The organism is Halomonas sp. KX33721, assembly GCF_001596805.1.
GTDB classification, from domain to species: Bacteria; Pseudomonadota; Gammaproteobacteria; order Pseudomonadales; family Halomonadaceae; genus Vreelandella; species Vreelandella aquamarina.
In genome coordinates this window covers 172808-190595 of record NZ_LVIA01000020.1, presented here as the reverse complement: position 1 = coordinate 190595, position 17788 = coordinate 172808, and the positions used below count along the sequence as shown (strand labels likewise).

Genomic DNA, 17788 nt, shown 5'->3' with positions numbered 1-17788 from the left:
TTCACTCATCGTTAGTTAACTTAAATGCTCGTGCGGCGTTGTCACTGCTCAGCGCTGCTACGGTATCAAAAGATTGCCGACGTAACCTCGCCACCTCCTGAGCCACCAGCATTACCCGAGAAGGCTCATTCCGCTGGCCCTGATAACCGCTTAATGGCATATCGGGGCTGTCGGTTTCCAGCACAAACCCATCATCGGGTAGTTTTGCCACCACACGGCGTAACTTTTGAGCGCGCTCATAGGTCACCGCGCCGCCCAGCCCCAGCACATAACCAAGGTCCAAAAACTTGACGGCCTGCTCGTAAGAACCGGAAAAGGCGTGAACGAGCCCGGCGCCTGGCAGCGCTTGCTGACGAAGCCGCTTGCTGACCGTATCATTTGCCTTAACGCAGTGCACCACCACAGGCAGCTTGCAGCGTTTAGCGATGTTTAACTGCTCATCGAAGTAGTGCCATTGCTCGTCCAGGCTATCCGTAAAGCGACCATCAATACCGCATTCGCCAATGGCGACTGGCCGGGCTGGGCAAGCGCCAGCAAGCTGCTGAAGTATGAGGGTTTCGAGCGCTTTCAAATCATCTGGCTGGTGCTGCTCAATGAAGTACGGGTGAAGCCCTAGGCAGATGCTGACATCGTCACGCTCACCCAGCGCCAATACGTTTTGCCAACGCGCACGCACCGTGGCAGGTACAATAAAACGGCAAACGCCCACTGCCTGGGCGGCGGCGATCACGGCATCACGATCCGTATCGAACCCCGCTACATCCAAATGGCAGTGGGCGTCTATCAGCATATTGCCCTCTTTAAGGGGTTTAATGCTCGCGGGTAGACTGGAAGCGAATATCCGGCCAGCGCTCCTGGGTCATTTGCAGGTTAACCCGCGTAGGCGCGATGTAGGTCAGGTAACCGCCGCCATCAATGGCGAGATTAGTACTGGCCTTGCGCTTAAACTCTTCAAGCATTTTGGCATCGTTGCAATACACCCAGCGGGCGGTTTGCACGTTGACGCCTTCATAAATACAGTCGACCTTATACTCTTCCTTCAAGCGGTGAGCGACAACATCAAACTGCAGCGTACCAACCGCCCCTAGAATCAGGTCGTTGTTATCCATCGGCATAAAGACCTGGGTGGCACCCTCTTCCGACAGCTGCTGCAGGCCTTTCTGTAGCGCTTTCATCTTGAGCGGATCTTTCAGGCGCACGCGCTTGAAAAGTTCAGGCGCAAAGTGAGGAATGCCGGTAAAGCGCATATCTTCACCCACGGTGAACGTATCACCAATTTGAATAGTGCCGTGGTTATGCAGGCCAATAATATCGCCCGGCCATGCCTCTTCCACTTGAGAGCGGTCTGAGGCCATAAAGGTCAGGGCGTCAGCGATTTTGACGTCTTTACCAATGCGCACATGGCGCATTTTCATGTTCTTTTCGTACTTGCCGGAACACACCCGTAGGAAGGCGATACGGTCCCGGTGATTCGGGTCCATATTGGCCTGAATTTTAAATACGAATCCAGTGAAGCGATCATCGTGGGCGGTCACTTCACGCGTATCAGTTTCACGTGGCTGCGGAGCCGGCGCGTGCTCGACAAAGCCGTCTAGCATTTCACGCACACCGAAGTTACCCATAGCGGTACCAAAATAGACCGGCGTTAGCTCACCACGACGATAGGCTTCCAAGTCAAACTCATGGGAAGCACCCCGTACTAAGTCTACTTCCATACGCAGCTCTTCCGCCTGCTCTTCACCTAGCACGGCGTCAACTTCTGGGTTATCTAGCCCCTCAATACGCTTGTCATCAGGAATGCGACTGCCCTGACCCTGGGTATAGAGATGAATAACATCGTTATAGAGATGGTAAACCCCTTTAAAGTGACGCCCCATGCCAATGGGCCATGTCATGGGCGCACATTGGATGTTCAATACCGTTTCTACTTCGTCCATCACTTCAATAGGATCGCGGATATCGCGGTCCATTTTGTTGATAAACGTGAGGATAGGCGTAGTGCGCAGACGACACACTTCCATCAGTTTGATGGTGCGATCCTCGACGCCTTTCGCACCGTCGATGACCATCAGCGCGGAATCAACCGCCGTCAGCGTGCGGTAGGTGTCTTCAGAGAAGTCTTCGTGCCCCGGCGTATCCAGTAGGTTGACGATACGCCCACCATAGGGGAACTGCATCACCGACGTGGTCACCGAGATGCCCCGCTCTTGCTCCATCTTCATCCAGTCAGACGTAGCATGACGATCATTACGTTTGCTTTTCACAGACCCCGCCAACTGGATGGCATTTCCAAACAGCAGCATCTTTTCTGTGATTGTGGTTTTACCGGCGTCAGGGTGCGAAATAATCGCAAAGGTACGGCGTAGCTCAGCTTCGCGCGCTAATTGGGCGTCAGACATGGAGTTCTCTAAGATGGTACAACGTGATGACTTAAAACGTAGCGCCAAACCTTCGGCGTTGTGTGTGCCTATGGTAACGCAACTCGCCTTCAACGGCATACCATCACATGCGGGGCGCCGTGCCGATAGATATAAAAAACGCCGACAGGGTCGGCGTTTGGGGTCTCTAGCAACAGAAGGGTTAAGCGTAGGTGTTTACCTGGGTGCCTACACTACCTTCTTGAGCCAAGCTAGGCTGTGCCCCGGTATCTGCAGAGGCGAGCACCTCGGTAATTTGTTCGGACTGCATATCCAGTGCTTGCTTGAACAGTTGCATTTGTGCCTGCTCAGCAGTTTGCGCCTGGTTCATATACAGTGCCGTGCTAACTGCATTACTTGCGGCGACATCCATTATTGCACCTCAATCTATTGAGTGACTCATTCAGCCTAGCAAACCCAGCCTTCCTAGGCCATGTTTGTACTTTTTCATTATGTAACAGGCTGCGGCGTCATATTTAAAACCGGTCTGCCCGAAACGGTGCCATATCAATGGCGGTTGGTTTGTTTTCCATCATGTCCGCCAGCAGCTGGCCTGTCGCCGGACCGAGGGTGAACCCTTGGTGGCCATGTCCAAACGCTAGCCACAGGCCAGGATGGCGTGGCGCTGGGCCAATAACGGGCTTCATATCTGGCAAGCAAGGCCGTGCGCCTTTCCACGCCGCGCTATCTTTTCGCTCACCTAGTGGGAAAATTGTCCGCGCCACTTTTTCGGCAGCGCCCAGCTGCTCTTCATCCGCGGGAGATTCAAGGCGGTCTAGCTCTGCCCCCGTCGTCAGCCGCACACCAGCATTCATCGGTGCCAGCAAATAACCGATCTCGGCGTCCATCAACCAGTAGTTTAATTTGGCCGTTGGCTGTGTCGCGTAGTGCATGTGGTAGCCACGTTTCACAAACGTGGGGAAGTGGTAACCCAGCGGTTTCATCCATTGGCCAGCCCAGGGGCCAAGGGCCATGACAACTTGTTCAGCCTCAAACGACTCCGCACTGGTCGTCACTTTCCAGCGATCATTTTGCTGAGTGATACCAGTGATGTCCGCTTGTACCAGTTGTCCGCCCATCGCTTCAAACGACGCCGCATAGGCAGCCACTAAGCCACCCGGGTCAGCGACTGTCCAGGGGTCTAGCCAGTGAATAGCGCCGATGATTTTATTGCCTAGTTGCGGCTCCTTCTCACTCAGCGCTTCGCGATCAAGAACGGTGAACTGTACGCCGTAAAGCTCGCGGGCTTCTTCAGCCTCTTTAACTCGCTTAGCGAGCTTTTCCGGCGTGCGATAGATTTCAAGCCACCCTTCCTTACGCACTAGATGCTCAGCACCAGCGGCCTCAATCATCGGCGCGTGGGCGTCCAAACAGAGCTGAATTAACGAGGCGTACTCAGGCACGATTTTTTTGTAGAGCCGTGACGAAGAGTGGTGCCAGTAACTCAGCAGTGGCGAGGCCGCATTGACCATACCGGCAGGCCGGTAACGGATATCGACCCGACGGTTTGGAAGCACACTCAATATCGTTTTCATATCACGGGGAAACGGATAAGGCCTAACTGCTTCACGCTGGATAATGCCCGCGTTTCCAAACGAGGTTTCGCGTCCAGGCTGGCGGCGATCCACCAGCGTTACTTGATAGCCACGCTTTTGCAGCTGCCAAGCAATACTGACACCCACCATGCCTGCTCCTAAAACCACCGTTTGACGCGCCATTATGATGCACTCCTCTCGCTCTATTGTTTGCCCAGCCATATGCTGTTAATCACACAAGTAACATATTGAAAAATATCACCAATCAAACAGCTTTTGCACAGTTATAAACACTATTTTTAGACATTTTTTTAGTCTTTCATGACGCAAAAAGCTTAATTAAGGATGACTTTGCTAAGCACGGCATAACATTTGCTTAATCTCAGTTAACACTGCGTTTAACACCCCAGAAACCTTCCGCGACAGAAGCCACAGCGCGGCATTAATAGAAGACATCTTTCCTAACAATGCACCATGTCAGTGTTCACCTTGCACCAGATCAGCACAAGGATCACGCCAATGACCGACAGCTTTGATACAACACTCATCGATATGCTTTGGGTACTGTGGGCAGCTGCGCTGGTTTTCGTCAGCCCGTACCACGCTGGCTTCCATTGGCGACGGCGTTATTACCTGCGACGCCAGCGGCAATATCACGTGCGTGCTACACCGCCAAAGAGGCTGGTCGCAACCGCATTCACTGCTATCAACCTAACGACCACCTGCTGCTAGAACGTCACGGCGAACTGCAGTGGGTTCAGCGGCTACAAAATGCCCTAGATAACGACGCCTTTCGACTTTACGCGCAACCGATTAGCGCCGTATGCGGCAACGGGCCGGGCTATCGGGAAATTTTACTGCGTTTGGAGGAGAACGGCATACTCATTACACCCGGCAGTTTTCTACCCGCCGCCGAACGCTATCACTTTATGGTGAGAATTGATCGCTGGGTGGTTCGCAACACATTAGCGTGGTTGGGGGACCGTTATCGCTGCGCGGAGAACCATACCATAGGCCACTGGGGTATTAATTTATCTGGGGATTCGCTATCAGACAGCGATTTTTGTCAGGAGTTGGTACAGCAGGTACGTCGCGCCGGGTTACCTGAAGGCACCTTATGTTTTGAAATTACTGAAAGTGCAGCCATTGCGCAGCTTTCAAAGGTGGGCGAACTGATTCAAGCGCTGAAAGCACTCGGCTGCCGATTCGCGCTGGACGACTTTGGCACCGGACTCTCCTCTTTCAGCTACTTAAAACAGCTATCAGTCGACTATTTGAAGATTGATGGCAATTTTATCCGCAATATCCACCACGATCCGATTGATAGCGCCATGGTAGAGGCGATTCACGCCGTTGGCAAAGCGCTCAATATCGATACAGTTGCCGAATACGTAGAGAATCAAGCAACGCTGGACAAGCTGCGCTCATTAGGAATTGACTATGCACAGGGGTATTTGCTGGGCAAACCGGAGCCTATTACCGCTACAGCAGGTAACCAGATTAAAGTGATGCCGCGATAGAGGGGTATAAAACAGACAATGGCTAAAAAAGCCAAAAAGAAATGCTTATTTAACTAGCAGAGACGCTGGAGAGCTTTGTAAAAGAAGAGGAGATATAAGAGAGTAAATTACAGGTTAATGGGGTGGATGATGGGGATCGAACCCACGACCACCGGAGCCACAATCCGGGGCTCTACCACTGAGCTACATCCACCAGAACCTGAAACTTTTAATGCTGCCTTGTCAATGGGGTGGATGATGGGGATCGAACCCACGACCACCGGAGCCACAATCCGGGGCTCTACCACTGAGCTACATCCACCACTGACAAAAAGCAAACTTGAGAATACCCAACTGGAGAACAAACACTGAAAAGTATTTGATTGGCACGCCCAGCAGGACTCGAACCCGCAACCTACGGCTTAGAAGGCCGTTGCTCTATCCGGTTGAGCTATGGGCGCACATAGTGTATCCAGAGTGAATACTGATGAGCACTTGACCACAACCAAAGTTTGGAGAAGCAGATTAACACCTTCCGTGCTAGGTACGTGGTCGGGATGGAGGGATTCGAACCCCCGACATCCTGCTCCCAAAGCAGGCGCGCTACCAGACTGCGCTACATCCCGATTTCTTACCTTAGACGTTGCTGCGTGTCCCGTCTCAAGCGAGGCATATATTACTATTTCTAATTTTAAAGTCAACACTTAAAGTGATTGATTCGATAGGCGCTTTGCCTTGCCGCGCTACCATGCGAAAATTGCCCCCTTAAAAGCGCGTTCTACCACCAGCGCTTGTCAGTTTGCTTTGCTTTTCAACCTTCATAGGGATCTCATTACATGACCGCCCAACTCATCGATGGTAAAGCCATCGCCGCTAATGTCCGTCAACGCGTTGCCGAGAAAATTACCGCACGTCAGCAAGCTGGCGCTCGTGCACCCGGACTAGCCGTTGTTGTGGTCGGCGAAGATCCAGCCTCTCATGTGTACGTAAGCAATAAACATCGCGCATGTGAGCAGGCTGGCATTCTCTCTTTTCAACATGCCCTGCCAGCGGACACCACCCAGGAAGCGTTAGAGGCATTGGTCGATGAGTTGAATAACGACGCAACTGTGGATGGCATTCTGGTTCAGCTCCCCCTGCCCGCCCACCTCGACGCTCGGCCAATTCTGGAACGCATCCGCCCTGACAAAGATGTCGATGGTTTTCACCCTTATAACCTTGGCCGCCTGGCCCAGCGCTTACCTTCACTACGCCCCTGTACGCCAAAAGGCATTATGACCATGCTGGCGCAAAGCGGTATCGCGGTACGCGGCATGGACGCCACCATTGTGGGAGCTTCTAACATCGTTGGACGCCCGATGGCACTTGAGCTAATGCTGGCAGGCTGCACCACTACGATATGCCACCGTTTCACCCAGGATTTAGCCGGCCATGTCAGCCGTGCAGATTTAGTCGTTGTTGCCGTCGGTAAGCCCGGCATTGTGAAGGGCGAATGGATCAAACCAGGCGCCGTGGTGATTGATGTCGGCATTAACCGTCAAAATGACGGCACCCTCGTCGGTGACGTCGACTTTGCTGCAGCTGCAGAGCGCGCCAGCTATATCACTCCCGTACCGGGTGGCGTTGGTCCCATGACCGTTGCCACGTTGCTGGAAAACACTCTTGAAGCCGCCGAACGACACGATCAGCAGCATTAAGCACTGAGCGTTTCAACAATTAAACCTCACGAATTACGACGGAGAATGCGACAGTGCAACGGATTGGAATTATTGGCGCAATGGCGCAGGAAGTGAATATTTTAGCGGGGCAGCTTGATAACGCCGAGCGCTACGAGCACGCCGGATTTGTATTTCATACCGGTACGCGCCACGGCTTGGAAGTAATCATTCTGCAATCGGGTATTGGAAAAGTGAACGCGGCGGTTGGCACGGCGATTTTATTAGAGCGCCATCAGCCGGATGCGATCATCAATACTGGCTCAGCTGGCGGGTTTGCCACCGACTTAGCCATTGGCGACGTTATCATTTCCGATGAAGTTCGCCACCACGATGTCGATGCAGTGGTATTTGGCTATGAGCTAGGCCAAGTACCAGGCATGCCGGCTGCCTATCATGCAGATAGCCGCTTGCGCGACATCGCTCGCGGCGCGATTGCAGCACTTGGCGAGGTAAACGTACGCGAAGGGATGATTGCCACTGGCGATGCTTTTATGGCCGACCCCGAGCGGGTAGCCACCACACGCGCCCAATTTCCCACCATGCTCGCAGTGGAAATGGAGGGCGCTGCGATTGCCCAAACTTGCTACCTCTATGGCTGCCCGTTTGTCGTCATTCGCGCCCTCTCTGACATCCCTGGCAGTGGCGACAACCACCTCTCTTTCGAGCAGTTCCTCGATATTGCCGCCGACCACTCATCACGGATGGTGGATCAGATGCTCATCGCCCTGGGCGAAACTAAGTAAGTGTCATCGCCTAACTGCGCTAACGAAAACGGAGCCTTAATGGCTCCGTTTTCGTTGAGACTTATACAGCGCATTACTTTTTCATCGCCCATTGCAGTGTTTCACCTGCCAGCAGCGGCACAATGGTTTGTCCCGATGCGTAGGGGTAACTCTCGGGCAATACCCATTGACGGCGCTCAAGGGTTACCGTATCCGTATTCGGCGCCAAGCCGTAGAAGCGTGGGCCGTTCAGGCTAGCAAACGCTTCTAGCTTATCCAGCGCCTGCATCTCTTCGAACGCCGTCGCGTATAGCTCGATGGCAGCGGGAGCGGTATAGGCACCAGCACAGCCGCAGCTCGACTCCTTATCGCCTTTCGCGTGGGGTGCGCTATCCGTGCCTAAAAAGAATTTCGGGCTACCGCTGGTCGCCGCTTTCAGCAGGGCTTGGCGATGCTGTTCACGCTTGAGAATAGGCAAGCAGTAGTAGTGAGGACGAATGCCGCCCGCTAACATTTTGTTGCGATTGAACAGCAAATGGTGAGCGGTGATAGTCGCCGCTACGTTATCGGAGGCGCTGGCCACAAACTCAGCGGCCTGCTGAGTGGTAATGTGCTCGAATACCACTTTCAAACTAGGGTGACGCGCCAGCAGTGGTTTCATCACCCGCTCAATAAACATCGCTTCCCGATCGAAAATATCGATCTCGTGATCAGTGACTTCTCCATGCACCAATAACGGCATGCCTAGCTTGGCCATCATAGCAATCGTGGCGTCACAGTGAGCAATATCCGTCACACCTGACGCAGAATTGGTCGTCGCCCCTGCTGGATAGAGCTTCACGGCTTTAACAATACCGCTTTTTACCGCGCGCTCAATTTCTTCAGGTGGCGTCGTATCCGTCAGATAAAGCACCATCAAAGGCTCAAACGCACTGCCCTCTGGTAGCGCTGCCAGGATTCGCTCGCGATATGCTATTGCCTGCTCTGTCGTCGTCACCGGCGGTTTCAGGTTAGGCATAATAATAGCGCGCCCCATTTGCGCAGCAGTATGCCCCACCACGGCGTTTAACGCCTCGTCATCACGTAAATGCAGGTGCCAATCATCGGGGCGGGTAATGGTAATAGCGTCCACGGCAAATCCTATTCTGATCTTGGGTAAGGGAGTTCAGAGAGCTGCCACAGTATACTCAATACGGCGATAGGATAAATCTGCGCGTCACCCCCACAGATAAGCGCAAGTGTCGTATCATGGCGGCACGCTGTAAGATCAAGGATTCAGTTGTTTATGCAGAACGTACGACGCTATGCGGATTTTATCGCCAGCATCGAGGGATTGGCGTGGCTGGGGCTCGCATGGTCGATTTCTATATCAATGCACCGTCAAAGCACCGAACCTACTCTGGCGATGCTATTTGTGGTGGCAACGCTGGTCCTGTTTAGCTGGGCACATCGACCTATGCGCTATTTACTGCGCCGTTACCACATTCGTAAGCGCCGCACTGACATGTGGATTCACACGCTGGCGCTCCCGCTGCTACTGGCGATGTTTTTCCACATTATGTTGGAAGCGTTGCTCGGCTCGGCCTGGCTCCCTCCGAAGATGCTGCTGTTTAACCTGTTAGCCTCTGCGGGTTGGATGACGTTTGTCATGACCCTATTTATTAAGTTCGTTATCCATAGCGTCAAAACATCAAGTAAATAAGCCGCCTCATGCCTACTGCTCTGCCCTTGCCGCTCTCTACGCCTAACCGCAATCTGGTACGGCTCACCATCGTTCGGGGGATCACCTGGACGGGGTTTTTGATGGCCATTATTGTAGGCATCGAACTACTAGCGTTTAAATTGCCCGTCACAGCCGTGGTCAGCGTAGTCATTGCCATGGGCATGTTGAACATTGCCACGTGGTGGCGGCTGGGTAGGCCTAGAGCCGTTAGCCATGGCGAGTATTTATCGCATTTACTCGCCGACATCGCAGGGCTCACGCTGCTGTTTTACTTTTCAGGGGGCTCCACCAACCCGTTTATCACTTACTACTTGGTGCCGGTGACTATTGCCGCAGCCACCCTACCTTGGCGCCACGCGTGGATCATCGCCGCCTGCGCCATGGCGGGCTACAGCTTCCTGATGTTTTACTACCACCCGATACCGCAGCTAGGACATATCAGTAGCGATGGCCCGTTAAGTCTACATATCCTAGGAATGTGGCTGAACTTCGGACTTTCTGCCGGCCTAGTCACCTTCTTTATTTATAAAATGGCCCACGCCCTGCGCAGCCGGGATAAAGCGCTTTCCCGCACCCGGGAGGCTGCGCTACGCAACGAGCAAGTGCTCGCCGTGGCCACCCAAGCAGCGGGTACTGCTCATGAACTGGGAACGCCGCTTTCTACGATGGCCGTGCTATTGAAAGAGATGCAGGCGGACGCGGAGCAAGAGAGCTCACTAGGGCAAGACATTGCGCTGCTGCGCCAGCAGGTGGATATCTGTAAATCGCGCCTGCAGCACTTGGTCAGCAATGCTGACCGTCGGCGTATGGCCGAACCTGAAATACTCGATGCGGAAGTATGGCTGGCAGGCGTGGTACAGCGCTGGCTCGTCATTCGGCCCGATGTTAGCCATCGTTTTGAAGTCGCTGAACGCCGCGGCAGGCCCTGGCTGGCAGTTGATGCCACCTTAGACCAAGCACTGACTAACTTGTTGAATAACGCCGCCGATGCCAACCCCGAGCACATTGCTATTCGCCTGGATTGGCAAGACGAGGAGGTGGTGATTGATATTCGTGATCACGGCCCAGGCGTGGCGATGTCAATTGCGGATCAGCTAGGCGATACCTTTGTCTCCACTAAAAGCAAAGGCATGGGTATTGGCCTATTTCTCACCCACGCCACGATTAACCGCTTCGGCGGCGGCGTTAGCCTTTATAACCATCCAGAAGGTGGAACGCTGACCGAGGTCACCCTGCCGCGTTGCTCAGCACCAACCTAGGGTGAGACGGCAGCTATTTAGACAAATGAGGGTACTATGCAGAACCAAGAGCAACGTCTGCTGATTGTCGATGACGATGAAATGTTTTGCCACGTACTAAGCCGCGCACTGACCCGCCGCGGCTTTGAAGTGATGGTCGCTCACGACGCCGACCAAGCGCTGAATATCGCGGCACAGTTTATGCCTACCATGGCCACGCTTGATTTAAAGCTGGAGCATAGCTCTGGCCTTAAGCTGCTGCCTGAACTGCTCTCCGCAGTACCAAGCTGTCGCATCGTTGTGCTCACGGGCTACTCCAGCATTGCTACGGCGGTAGAAGCTATCAAACTTGGCGCGATCAACTACCTGTGTAAACCGGCAGATGCCGACGATGTGATGGCGGCCTTTGAACACCCTGACGCTGACCCCAATATCGAGCTGGCGGATAATCCCCCTTCCATCAACCGGATTACCTGGGAGCATATCCAAAAAGTGCTGCAAGAGCATGATGGCAATATTTCCGCCACGGCCCGGGCGCTAGGCATGCACCGCCGCACACTACAGCGCAAGTTGCAAAAACGCCCGGTTCGCCGCTGAGCCCGCCCGTTATCAAGCTCCACTGGCTATCGTAACAGGCGGGGGGGGGTTGGGTTAGTGTGCTGTCCAGCCGAGATCAATATTCCAGCTAGCGCCAGTGACTGCGCCCGCCGCATCTGACGTCAGGTAAGCGACCAACTGAGCAACTTCGGAGGGGTCGATTAAGCGCTTAATCGCGGCGTTTTTGAGCATGATTTTCTCGATCACCTCTTGCTCATCCATACCATGCAGCTTGGCCTGATCGGCAATCTGGTTATCTACTAACGGGGTTTTAACATACGCAGGGCAAATCGCATTGGCGGTAATGCCCTGTTCGCCGCCTTCCAGCGCAGCGGTTTTGGTTAACCCAATCATGCCGTGTTTGGCGCTAATATACGCCGCCTTACCCGGCGATGCCACCTGCGCATGGATTGAGGCAATATTTACCACTCGCCCCCAGCCCTTTTCACGCATATAAGGCCAAGCGGCCTGGGTGAGAAGGAATGGCGCGGTCAGCATCAGGTCGATAATTTGCCGCCACTTCTCTTCGGGAAAAGTCTCGATAGAAGCGACATGCTGAATTCCGGCATTATTCACCAAAATATCCACGCCACCAAAGCGTTTCACTGCCTCAGCAATTGCACCACGGCATGCATCTGCGTCGGTGAGATCCGCTTGGTAAAACGCCGCGCCTGCCGCTTCTGCAATCTCTTTTCCAGCAGGATTAAAATCGACGGCCAGGACTTGGTGGCCCTGCTCGCAAAAGTGTTTAACAACGGCTTCACCGATACCACTGCTGGTACCAGTCACCACGGCAACCCGAGGGGTTGAAGCTTTTTGGGATGACATTCAGACGTCCTTTTATTAACTGCACGGTAATGAATGTATAAACGCTCATGAGTATAGGAGTCGCCGGTAGCTTCTGCCTACTCTACCCTTGCGGTACAGCGTTCGGGGTCATTAGCTGTTCCATCATGCGCTGTGCTAATCGTGCTGTCTCTTGAAGCGTTTCAAGATCGCTTAAATCTTCTAAGATTTTTCGCTTATAAAGCTCGATACCCGCGGGCAAACGCTCTAGTTGCAGTGAGTAACGGCCTGAAGGAAGCGTTAACGCACACTGTGACTCAAGCGGCGCTTGTAAAGCAGACTGCTCTGGCAGCGCGACAAGCCATAGCTCACAAGGCGTAATTAAAGCGCCAGCCATCACGCTGGCGCCGCTAATGCGCGACTCAATATGCTGAAAACAGAGCGCATCAACGCCTAATCGCGGATTGAAGTGCGCCTGCTGCTTAAGTCCTGCTAAGTGCTCATCGCGGTAGCACTTAGCAAGCTCAGCTAAATAACCATATTCATGCGGAGCCAGGGTTTGCATGGCTTCTCCTACTGTTCCATTGCTCATTGTGCGGCTTTATAGGGCACGTAGTGTGGTGCTATTGGCGAAAACCTGTGCCCTACGCCACAATGGGCGCTGATTCCTAATCCAAGCATTCTGTATCGTAAAGGAGTTGTTGCCATGTTTGTGGTCATTTTTGGGCGCATGTCGTGCCCATTCTGTGTACGTGCCAAGCATCTTGCCGAACACCTCGAGAGCAACGGCAAAATTGATGGCTACCGCTATGTAGACATGCCCTCAGAAGGCGTTACCAAGGAAGATATCGCCAAAACTGCGGGCAAACCCATTCATACCGTACCGCAAATCTTTGTCGACCAGCAGCACATTGGCGGCTTTACCGAATTCGACCAGTTTGTCCGTGATAAGCAATTAATGGCCTCTTAGCACCACTGCTGAATATTTAACGCTGGTGACGCTTAACTCAGGCTTTGACTGTTACCGGATTACTTGGGAGGCTTGGCACTCACCCAAAAACAGCTAAGCATGGCGTGAGCCAAGGCCCACGCCATTTCACCATGCTCGCTTTCAGTGTTACTCGTCGAAGGTCATTTCTGGAACGTGGTCAGGAACGATCAGCTTGCCTGCAGTTTTCTCGACAATTTCCTCAACGCTAACGCCGGGCGCGCGCTCTTTAAGGATGAAGGCACCGTCTTTAATTTCCAGGTAAGCCAGATCCGTTAGCACTCGATTGATGCACCCGGCGCCTGTGAGCGGCAAGTTACATTTTTCCAGCAATTTGGATTCACCGTGTTTGGATGCATGGGTCATGGTGCAAATAATATTTTCTGCGCCAGCCACAAGGTCCATCGCCCCACCCATACCTTTGATGAGCTTACCGGGGACCATCCAAGAAGCGATGTTGCCCTCCTGATCAACCTCGAACGCCCCCAGTACGGTTAAGTCCACATGTCCGCCACGAATCATAGCGAACGACTCAGCGGATGAGAAAATGGCAGCGCCAGGACGCGCGGTAACAGTCTGCTTGCCCGCGTTAATCATATCGGGGTCCACTTCTTCCTCAGTGGGAAAGCGCCCCATGCCCAGCAAGCCGTTTTCAGACTGGAGCATGACATCTATACCATCTGGGATATAGTTAGCTACCAGGGTAGGAATACCAATGCCTAAATTGACGTAAAAACCATCCTGCAGTTCACGGGCAACGCGCTGTGCCATCTGTTCGCGAGTTAAAGCCATGGTGCCACCTCTTGTCTTAGCGGTTAGTTGATTGTTGGCGTTGTTGCGCTTAGCTGCGCACCGTGCGCTTCTCAATACGCTTCTCGAATGTGCTTTGAATAATACGATCCACGTAGATACCCGGCGTATGAATCTGGCTTGGCTCCAGTTCGCCTGGTTCAACAATCTCCTCAACTTCTACAACGGTGATCTTGCCTGCCGTGGCGGCCATGGGGTTAAAGTTCTGTGCAGTATGGCGATACATCACGTTGCCATAGCGGTCGGCTTTCCAGCCTTTCACAATCGCAAAATCGCCTTTAATGGCTTCTTCTAAAATATAGTGGCGGCCATCGAACACACGCTCTTCTTTGCCTTCTGCAATCGGGGTGCCATAACCAGTAGCCGTGTAGAAGGCGGGGATGCCCGCTCCGCCAGCACGCATTTTTTCTGCCAGCGTTCCTTGAGGGGTCAGTACCACCTCAATTTCATTATTCAGCATTTGCTGCTCAAACAGCGCGTTTTCGCCTACGTAGGAGGCGAAGATTTTGCTTATTTGCCGATCTTCGAGCAGAAGGCCTAAGCCAAAACCATCGACGCCACAGTTGTTAGAGACAACAGTAAGGTCTTTCACACCACGACGTTTGATTTCTGCGATCAGATTTTCTGGAATACCACACAGACCAAAGCCACCTGCGAGGACGGTCATGCCGCTTTCAATGCCTTCCATTGCTTCTTCGTAAGAAGCTACACGCTTGTCGAATCCTGCCATTGTTATGCCTCACATTGTTGTTGAGTACGTATCGGTGTTGAGAACGTTTGTCGAGAATAGTGTGCAAGAAGCGTTTGTTGGAATGTCGCGCCATACATAGTGAGTATGACGATCAGAACAGTATTGCCAGTGTTGTCCTAGATGATATATTTGTTAAGTTTGTTTTTCTTATCAATTTATTTTAATAACTTATAAAGAGACACCATGACCGTCAAGCAGCTTCGTGCATTTTTAGCCGTGGCACAGACCCTAAGCTTTACCCAGGCATGTGAGCGCCTGCACCTTTCACAGCCCGCCCTAAGCCTTGCCATCAAAGGGTTAGAAGATTCGCTAGGCGGCAAACTGCTTATCCGTAGCACCCGCAGCGTGCGACTAACCCCAGAGGGGGAGTCGCTGCTCCCGCTTGCCAAACATCTGCTGGCGCAGTGGGATAACACAGAGGAACGCCTGCGCCAGCGGTTTACGTTACAGCTAGGGCGACTCAGCGTTGCGGCCATGCCGTCTTTTGCCTGCAATCTATTACCCAGTGCACTGGTTAAGTTTCGGCAACAGTACCCCAAAATCAACGTTACGGTGCACGATGTGATCAATGAAGAAGTCACGGATATGGTGCGCTCCCGACAGGTAGAGATTGGCATTGCCTTCTCGCCGGAGGGCCAGGGAAGCTTAAGTTTTACACCTTTGTTTGAAGATCAGTTTGTCGCCGTGGTTCCTCCCACCTCGCCCCTGGCTCACCGCGACACACTGCCCTGGACGCAGCTGCTTGAGAATGACTTTATCACGCTACAACGCCCCTCCATGGTACGGCGTTTACTGGAGCAAGAGCTTGAAAAGCGCCATATAGACCTCCCTGTCGCCTTTGAAAGCCACCAGCTCTCTAGCGTCGGACGAATGGTCGCGGAAGGCCTAGGGGTCAGCGCTGTGCCCTCCATGTGCATTCAGCAAATGCATGAGCTGGGTGCGCGCTGCGTACCACTTGTCGAGCCAAGCATCGCTTGCCGCGTGGGGATCCTGACCCAGGAAGAACTTTCCGTGGCGGCGCATGCGCTGCGTAGCGTGTTGCTTGCGAGTGTTAAAGCACCCTCCCTACCCATTGACGTATAACGCTTTGATACGGTTATGCTGGGCAGCGTGGCGCTGATCTATTAGCATTTATCGCTAAGCGCGTGATTAAAAGGCCTTTAGCACGCAGACGAATAGCTGTGAGGATTGTGGTATGCCAATTATTAAAGGGGGCGTTAGCATCTTGCTGCTGACGTTGAACACGCTGGTTTGGGGTGTCCCCCTGATTATTCTGACGCTGCTCAAAGTCATCGTCCCTGGGCGGCGGCAAAAAGAGTGGCTGCTTAAAGGGCTATGTGCCGTCGCACTAAACTGGATTGGCGTCAATTTGTGGTGGATGCGGCACTGGTTAAAACCTAATGTCTCGATCAACGTGCCAGATACATTAAGCCCTGAGCAGTGGTGGCTGGTAATCTCCAACCATCGCAGTTGGACCGATATCTTTATTCTGCTTATGGCACTGCACCGACGCATTCCTATGCCGCGCTTTTTTTCTCAAACACCAACTTATCTGGATCCCGATTGTTGGTCTCGCCTTCTGGGCGCTTGAGTTTCCCTTTATGCGTCGCTTTAGCCGTGAGCAGATCGCCAATAACCCCAAGCTAGCCACAGTTGACCGGGAATCCACTGAGCGCATGTGCCACCAAGCTCGCCATGCCCCTATCGCTATTTTTAATTTTGTCGAGGGAACCCGCTTTACCGTCGCCAAACGCGAGACGCAGCAAAGTCCATTCCAGCATCTGCTTCGCCCTAAAGCAGGAGGAATTGCCCAAGTACTTAGCCTGCTGGGGGATCAGTTGGATGGTATTCTTGACGTCACTATTAGCTATACCAACCCATCACCCACGTTTATGGGTTTTTTATGTGGTAAAGAAGCCCCCATTACGCTTGAAGCCCGGCAGCTAGCCATTCCTGAATGGATGCAAACTGCCAACTACCATGACGAACCGCAGCATAAGGAACGCTTCCACGCATGGATCAACTCACTCTGGCAGGAAAAAGATACCTTGCTAGATCGCCTCAGCGACCACGACTAAGCCACTGGCTCACCATTTTTGTATTGGCCAGCGTGCTAACTGGCTGCGCCAGCTCTGCCCCCTCCTCTAGCCAGCGGGTGCCCGCCGCTAGCAGCGCCAGCGCTATTGGCGGCAACTGGGTAGAGGTTAGACGTGGGGATACGCTAGGGCAGCTCGCGGCACGGGCTAACGTACCACTTGAACGGCTAGAGCGCTTCAACCCGGGGGTTGACTCTCGCCGTTTAGCCGTTGGTCAGCGCCTATTGATCCCAACCCAGCAGGAGCGAGCGCCTTCTGGCGGCCCTTATCGCTATCAAATCCGGCCCGGTGATACCTTCTCAGGTATTGCCAGGCACTTTAACACCACAACGGGACGAATCCAGAGTGCTAACCAAGGCACTTCCCCCACGGCATTGCGTGTCGGGCAAATCATTAGCGTACCGCTTAGCAGTACCGCTCGAACGGCATCATCAAGCAGTAGTTCAGCCGCTAGTAGCGCCAATAACCGTAATGCACCAACGCCTGCCCCTGCGCCAAGCGCTAGTTTGCCAGCTTCGGCACGCCGATGGCCGTGGCCTTTAGAGGATTATCGTGTGGTTCGTCAGTTTGGTGCCGACAGCCGCGGCACACTACAGCCCATGTTGTTGGCAACTCAGGCAGGCGCTCGTGCTAGGGCCGTTGCTCCTGGTGAAGTACGCTTTGCAGATAGCATGCGACAGCTCGGCGATGTCGTGATTGTGCACCATGCCGATAACTTGCAAACCGTTTACGCGCTCTGCGAGCGGATTCTCGTCCGCGTAGGGGACCAGGTGAGTACAGGTGATGAGCTGTGTGATGTAGGACAAAGTAACGCGACACAGCGTTATGATCTGCTGTTTGACTTACGTCAGGGGGGAAAACCCATCGACCCACGACAGGTGCTAAGGTAAGCATATTCCGCATGCAAA

Annotated in this window: 18 protein-coding genes, 4 tRNA genes and 1 pseudogene; 10 read left to right on the top strand and 13 right to left on the bottom strand. The window is 53.3% G+C overall.

Annotation, left to right across the window (positions count from 1 at the left end):
• Nucleotide 1 precedes the first annotated feature (1 nt).
• The 4 genes from A3220_RS08935 to A3220_RS08920 form a co-directional block, all read right to left on the bottom strand.
• The gene (locus A3220_RS08935) at nt 2-790 is read right to left on the bottom strand and encodes a TatD family hydrolase (RefSeq protein WP_062374458.1); all 789 of its coding nucleotides are present in this window, start codon (nt 788-790) and stop codon (nt 2-4) included.
• Nucleotides 791-809: 19 nt separating this feature from the next.
• On the bottom strand, nt 810-2399 hold the full coding sequence (locus tag A3220_RS08930; protein WP_044630090.1) for a peptide chain release factor 3: 1590 nt from the start codon (nt 2397-2399) through the stop codon (nt 810-812).
• A gap of 181 nt (nt 2400-2580) precedes the next feature.
• Nucleotides 2581-2790 (bottom strand): putative motility protein, encoded by a 210-nt coding sequence (locus A3220_RS08925; protein ID WP_054641201.1) that lies wholly within the window; start codon nt 2788-2790, stop codon nt 2581-2583.
• Nucleotides 2791-2893: 103 nt separating this feature from the next.
• The gene (locus tag A3220_RS08920; RefSeq protein ID WP_044630092.1) at nt 2894-4135 is read right to left on the bottom strand and encodes an FAD-dependent oxidoreductase; all 1242 of its coding nucleotides are present in this window, start codon (nt 4133-4135) and stop codon (nt 2894-2896) included.
• 431 nt (nt 4136-4566) lie between these two features.
• On the opposite strand from A3220_RS08920, the gene A3220_RS08915 reads away from it, so the two are divergent.
• Nucleotides 4567-5472: an EAL domain-containing protein gene (locus A3220_RS08915; protein WP_228219303.1), complete on the top strand. Its 906-nt coding sequence runs from the start codon at nt 4567-4569 to the stop codon at nt 5470-5472.
• 118 nt (nt 5473-5590) lie between these two features.
• On the opposite strand, the gene A3220_RS08910 is transcribed toward A3220_RS08915, so the two are convergent.
• The 4 genes from A3220_RS08910 to A3220_RS08895 all read right to left on the bottom strand — a co-directional run bounded on the left by A3220_RS08910 (nt 5591) and on the right by A3220_RS08895 (nt 6077).
• A tRNA-His gene (locus A3220_RS08910) sits at nt 5591-5665 on the bottom strand.
• 33 nt (nt 5666-5698) lie between these two features.
• Nucleotides 5699-5773, bottom strand: a tRNA-His gene (locus A3220_RS08905).
• 62 nt (nt 5774-5835) lie between these two features.
• Nucleotides 5836-5912 (bottom strand) — tRNA-Arg (locus A3220_RS08900).
• 88 nt (nt 5913-6000) lie between these two features.
• Nucleotides 6001-6077 (bottom strand) — tRNA-Pro (locus A3220_RS08895).
• Nucleotides 6078-6287: 210 nt separating this feature from the next.
• Between A3220_RS08895 and folD the strand changes: the two genes are divergently transcribed.
• Both folD and mtnN read left to right on the top strand, forming a co-directional pair.
• Nucleotides 6288-7148 (top strand): bifunctional methylenetetrahydrofolate dehydrogenase/methenyltetrahydrofolate cyclohydrolase FolD, encoded by an 861-nt coding sequence (gene folD / locus A3220_RS08890; RefSeq protein WP_054641587.1) that lies wholly within the window; start codon nt 6288-6290, stop codon nt 7146-7148.
• Between the two features lie 53 nt (nt 7149-7201).
• Nucleotides 7202-7912, top strand: a complete 711-nt coding sequence (mtnN, locus tag A3220_RS08885) for a 5'-methylthioadenosine/S-adenosylhomocysteine nucleosidase (RefSeq protein ID WP_054641586.1) — start codon at nt 7202-7204, stop codon at nt 7910-7912.
• 73 nt (nt 7913-7985) lie between these two features.
• On the opposite strand, the gene pyrC is transcribed toward mtnN, so the two are convergent.
• Nucleotides 7986-9023: a dihydroorotase gene (gene pyrC, locus A3220_RS08880; RefSeq protein ID WP_044630549.1), complete on the bottom strand. Its 1038-nt coding sequence runs from the start codon at nt 9021-9023 to the stop codon at nt 7986-7988.
• Between the two features lie 153 nt (nt 9024-9176).
• Between pyrC and A3220_RS08875 the strand changes: the two genes are divergently transcribed.
• Genes A3220_RS08875 through A3220_RS08865 form a run of 3 tightly spaced genes read left to right on the top strand, consistent with a single transcriptional unit; the run spans nt 9177 to nt 11449 of the window.
• Nucleotides 9177-9593, top strand: coding sequence for a hypothetical protein (locus A3220_RS08875; RefSeq protein ID WP_044630548.1), 417 nt, complete (start codon nt 9177-9179; stop codon nt 9591-9593).
• A gap of 8 nt (nt 9594-9601) precedes the next feature.
• Complete coding sequence (locus A3220_RS08870) at nt 9602-10873, top strand: ATP-binding protein (RefSeq protein WP_058577964.1); 1272 nt, start codon at nt 9602-9604, stop codon at nt 10871-10873.
• A gap of 36 nt (nt 10874-10909) precedes the next feature.
• On the top strand, nt 10910-11449 hold the full coding sequence (locus A3220_RS08865; RefSeq protein ID WP_054641584.1) for a response regulator transcription factor: 540 nt from the start codon (nt 10910-10912) through the stop codon (nt 11447-11449).
• A gap of 54 nt (nt 11450-11503) precedes the next feature.
• On the opposite strand, the gene A3220_RS08860 is transcribed toward A3220_RS08865, so the two are convergent.
• Both A3220_RS08860 and hybE read right to left on the bottom strand, forming a co-directional pair.
• Entirely contained in the window at nt 11504-12277 is a 774-nt protein-coding gene (locus A3220_RS08860) for a 3-hydroxybutyrate dehydrogenase (RefSeq protein ID WP_044630545.1), read from the bottom strand.
• An 82-nt stretch (nt 12278-12359) separates the two neighbouring features.
• Nucleotides 12360-12800, bottom strand: coding sequence for a [NiFe]-hydrogenase assembly chaperone HybE (gene hybE, locus A3220_RS08855; RefSeq protein WP_044630544.1), 441 nt, complete (start codon nt 12798-12800; stop codon nt 12360-12362).
• 141 nt (nt 12801-12941) lie between these two features.
• Between hybE and A3220_RS08850 the strand changes: the two genes are divergently transcribed.
• Nucleotides 12942-13205 (top strand): GrxA family glutaredoxin, encoded by a 264-nt coding sequence (locus A3220_RS08850; protein ID WP_044630543.1) that lies wholly within the window; start codon nt 12942-12944, stop codon nt 13203-13205.
• 147 nt (nt 13206-13352) lie between these two features.
• On the opposite strand, the gene A3220_RS08845 is transcribed toward A3220_RS08850, so the two are convergent.
• On the bottom strand, nt 13353-14015 hold the full coding sequence (locus A3220_RS08845) for a CoA transferase subunit B (RefSeq protein WP_044630542.1): 663 nt from the start codon (nt 14013-14015) through the stop codon (nt 13353-13355).
• A gap of 49 nt (nt 14016-14064) precedes the next feature.
• Nucleotides 14065-14763: a CoA transferase subunit A gene (locus tag A3220_RS08840; protein WP_062374456.1), complete on the bottom strand. Its 699-nt coding sequence runs from the start codon at nt 14761-14763 to the stop codon at nt 14065-14067.
• 204 nt (nt 14764-14967) lie between these two features.
• On the opposite strand from A3220_RS08840, the gene A3220_RS08835 reads away from it, so the two are divergent.
• From A3220_RS08835 to A3220_RS08825, 3 genes and pseudogenes are all read left to right on the top strand, one after another.
• Complete coding sequence (locus A3220_RS08835) at nt 14968-15867, top strand: LysR family transcriptional regulator (protein WP_062374454.1); 900 nt, start codon at nt 14968-14970, stop codon at nt 15865-15867.
• Between the two features lie 112 nt (nt 15868-15979).
• A pseudogene (locus A3220_RS08830) lies at nt 15980-16862 on the top strand (acyltransferase).
• Nucleotides 16799-17770, top strand: coding sequence for a LysM peptidoglycan-binding domain-containing protein (locus A3220_RS08825; protein WP_164834380.1), 972 nt, complete (start codon nt 16799-16801; stop codon nt 17768-17770). The pseudogene A3220_RS08830 and the gene A3220_RS08825 overlap by 64 nt, the downstream one beginning before the upstream one ends.
• The last annotated feature ends 18 nt before the right edge of the window (nt 17771-17788 follow it).

Coding starts and splice junctions, on each gene's coding strand:
- A3220_RS08835 (WP_062374454.1), top strand. CDS start 14,968: ATGACCGTCAAGCAGCTTCGTGCATTTTTAGCCGTGGCACAGACCCTA.
- A3220_RS08860 (WP_044630545.1), bottom strand. CDS start 12,277: ATGTCATCCCAAAAAGCTTCAACCCCTCGGGTTGCCGTGGTGACTGGT.
- folD (WP_054641587.1), top strand. CDS start 6,288: ATGACCGCCCAACTCATCGATGGTAAAGCCATCGCCGCTAATGTCCGT.
- A3220_RS08875 (WP_044630548.1), top strand. CDS start 9,177: ATGCAGAACGTACGACGCTATGCGGATTTTATCGCCAGCATCGAGGGA.
- A3220_RS08865 (WP_054641584.1), top strand. CDS start 10,910: ATGCAGAACCAAGAGCAACGTCTGCTGATTGTCGATGACGATGAAATG.
- A3220_RS08840 (WP_062374456.1), bottom strand. CDS start 14,763: ATGGCAGGATTCGACAAGCGTGTAGCTTCTTACGAAGAAGCAATGGAA.
- A3220_RS08935 (WP_062374458.1), bottom strand. CDS start 790: ATGCTGATAGACGCCCACTGCCATTTGGATGTAGCGGGGTTCGATACG.
- A3220_RS08930 (WP_044630090.1), bottom strand. CDS start 2,399: ATGTCTGACGCCCAATTAGCGCGCGAAGCTGAGCTACGCCGTACCTTT.
- A3220_RS08870 (WP_058577964.1), top strand. CDS start 9,602: ATGCCTACTGCTCTGCCCTTGCCGCTCTCTACGCCTAACCGCAATCTG.
- A3220_RS08925 (WP_054641201.1), bottom strand. CDS start 2,790: ATGGATGTCGCCGCAAGTAATGCAGTTAGCACGGCACTGTATATGAAC.
- A3220_RS08845 (WP_044630542.1), bottom strand. CDS start 14,015: ATGGCTTTAACTCGCGAACAGATGGCACAGCGCGTTGCCCGTGAACTG.
- A3220_RS08850 (WP_044630543.1), top strand. CDS start 12,942: ATGTTTGTGGTCATTTTTGGGCGCATGTCGTGCCCATTCTGTGTACGT.
- A3220_RS08825 (WP_164834380.1), top strand. CDS start 16,799: ATGGATCAACTCACTCTGGCAGGAAAAAGATACCTTGCTAGATCGCCT.
- hybE (WP_044630544.1), bottom strand. CDS start 12,800: ATGCAAACCCTGGCTCCGCATGAATATGGTTATTTAGCTGAGCTTGCT.
- A3220_RS08920 (WP_044630092.1), bottom strand. CDS start 4,135: ATGGCGCGTCAAACGGTGGTTTTAGGAGCAGGCATGGTGGGTGTCAGT.